This window comes from Halomonas sp. 3D7M (assembly GCF_014897885.1).
Classification (GTDB): domain Bacteria; phylum Pseudomonadota; class Gammaproteobacteria; order Pseudomonadales; family Halomonadaceae; genus Vreelandella.
The window spans coordinates 4,314-6,929 of record NZ_JABUZF010000222.1 but is presented as its reverse complement, the minus strand read 5'-3'; the positions used below and the strand labels follow the sequence as shown (position 1 = coordinate 6,929).

Here is a 2,616-nt window from a genome sequence, read left to right as displayed (position 1 = left end):
ATCAACACATCCAGCCCGTACATGGCATCGCCATCTTGGTCGTTAAGGATGGTTTCACGATGGCCGATCAGGTCGTCATATTTATGCGGGTTAGAAAACTCGTCGTAATCGACCTGTACCGTTAGCGCAACGCCCACCAGCGTACCATCGTCCTCAATGGCAATTTGGCCATCAGGGAATTCCTGAATGAGCTTGTCAATAGTGTGCTTTGGCCACGCACCGCCGATGTCGTGATATACCGCATCCATCAGCGTTTTGAGCTGGTCGTAGTCATCGCTGGTGAGATTGCGAAGATTAAGGTGCAGTTCTTCTAAGGACATGTTCAGGGGTTCCCGGCCGTCGAATGAAGGTAGCCTATTGTATCATTGCTGTGCGTTGCTCGTTTTATCCGCCGCGATAGTCCGCACCAGGGGGCGTGTCAGCGTTTGCGCCATGATGACCCCCGCAAGAATGAGTAGCCCACCCATAAAGTGGAACCCGGCCACCTGCTCGCCTAAAAACGCCATGGCAATCAGGGCGCTAAATAGCGGCATTAAGTTGATAAAGATACTCGACTGGTTCGCGCCGATTTGGCGCACCGCGCGCATCCATAAGAACGTGGTAATGATGGAGGCAGGAATGCCTGCGTAGAGAATTAACCCTATATTGTGGCTATCTACCGGTGTCATCGGGCCCATTAAATAGGGCGGCAGCAGGAATAAAACCGCAAAGCAGACTTGGGCATAGAGCATGACCCAAGGGGGTAGGTTCATCGCCCAGCGCTTCAGCATTACACCGTAAAGGGCGTAGCAGGTGGCAGCAACCACCATTAATGCGTCACCGGTGGCTACCTGTAGTTGCAGCAGAGACAAAGGGTTGCCTCGCCCAAGCAGTACCGTGACGCCAACGAATGCCAGAACGCCCCCGACAATACCGCCTAAGGTAGGTGGCTCGCGCAAGATCAGTGCGCTTAATAGTACGGTGAGAAGCGGCACCATGGCAGCCAAAATGCCCATATTGGTGGCAGTTTTTGTTTCCGCCGCCATATACGCCAAGCCTTGCCATAGCCCCATGCCAAGTAGCCCTAGCAACGCCAGTTTCGGCCAGTGGCGGCGTATTTCATCGCGATGACGTAATGCCGCAGGAAGCACAAACGGTGTCATTACCGCCAGTGCCAGCAACCAACGTAGAAAAGCGATACTGCTGGGCGCAATGGCACCCACTGTTAATTGGTTAATTGTCATATTCCCTGACCAAATCAACACAGTGGCCAGTGGCGGTAAAAAGTAAATCAATGGCATAGCGCGTTCCCTTATCGTTAGCCTGGTAATGTGACGTGCTTTCGCAAGAGGAGCAAGTGCTTTGCCACAAAGGTTGATGGTTTCGCAAGGCGGCTAAAGGGTGACAGATTAAGGGGTGTAAAGGACTGTACGTGAGGCGGTGTATGTCATACGCTTGTTTGAATGTGCTTAATAATATAAAGGAGTACCGTGATGAACCATACGCCCGCATACCCGCATCTGTTTCGACCACTGACCGTTGGCCATTTAACGCTGCCTAATCGTGTGTTGATGGGCTCAATGCACACCAATTTAGAAGAAGCTCCCAATGGTTTTGAGCGTCTAGCAGCCTTCTATGCTGAGCGGGCTCGTGCGGGTGTCAGCCTGATTGTGACGGGCGGTATTGCTCCTAATGCTGAAGGCGCTGTGTTCCAGGGGGCAAATGCACTTACCGATGAGAGTCAGTTAGCGGAACATCGTGGAGTGGTAGAGTCTGTGCATGAAGCGGGCGGGCACTTGTGCATGCAGATTCTCCATGCTGGTCGCTATGCCTACTCGCCAGAGCTGGTAGCGCCCTCTGCGCTGCAGGCGCCGATCAACCCGTTTATGCCTCGGGCACTTTCAAGCGACGACGTTGAGCAGCAGATAGACGACTATGTGCGCTGTGCGCAGCTTGCCCAGCAGGCGGGCTATGACGGTATTGAGGTAATGGGCTCAGAAGGTTACTTGATCAACCAGTTTATTTGTCGTCGCACCAATCAGCGTGATGATGAGTGGGGCGGTGATTTTGAGCGACGTATTCGCTTCCCGATCGAAATTGTGAAACGCATTCGCGCGGCAGTGGGCGAGCGTTTTTTGATGATCTTTCGCCTATCGATGATTGATCTGGTGGAAGAAGGCAGCACGTGGGAAGAAGTGGTGCAACTTGGCCAAGCCATTGAGGCCGCAGGCGCGAATGTGATCAACACTGGTATTGGCTGGCACGAAGCCCGAGTACCAACCATTGTAACCAGCGTGCCTCGTGCAGCGTTTACCGAAGTTACTAAACGCATTAGATCAGCACTATCCATCCCGCTGATTACCACCAACCGTATCAATATGCCCGAGGTGGCGGAGCGTGTGTTGGCTGATGGGCATGCGGATATGGTGTCGATGGCACGCCCGTTTTTGGCTGACCCTGAATGGGTGCGTAAAGCCGAGGCGGGCCTTTCAGACGAAATTAATACCTGTATTGCCTGTAACCAAGCCTGCCTAGACCACACCTTTATGGGCAAGCTCACATCATGCTTGGTCAATCCAAGGGCGTGCCATGAAACCGAGCTGACCCTCGAACCCACGCAAACACCCAAGCGGGTAG

2 protein-coding genes and 1 pseudogene are annotated in these 2,616 nt (G+C 53.3%); 1 reads left to right on the top strand and 2 read right to left on the bottom strand.

The annotated features are described in order from the left end of the window. Positions 1–320: pseudogene (locus INT22_RS12535) on the bottom strand (hydrolase); the annotation flags it as partial. Positions 321–362: 42 nt separating this feature from the next. After that, positions 363–1,280, bottom strand: coding sequence for a DMT family transporter (locus tag INT22_RS12530; protein WP_193068316.1), 918 nt, complete (start codon positions 1,278–1,280; stop codon positions 363–365). Between the two features lie 192 nt (positions 1,281–1,472). Between INT22_RS12530 and INT22_RS20945 the strand changes: the two genes are divergently transcribed. Beyond that, on the top strand, positions 1,473–2,616 hold a 1,144-nt coding region (locus INT22_RS20945), incomplete at its 3' end, for a 2,4-dienoyl-CoA reductase FMN-binding domain-containing protein (protein WP_226912685.1).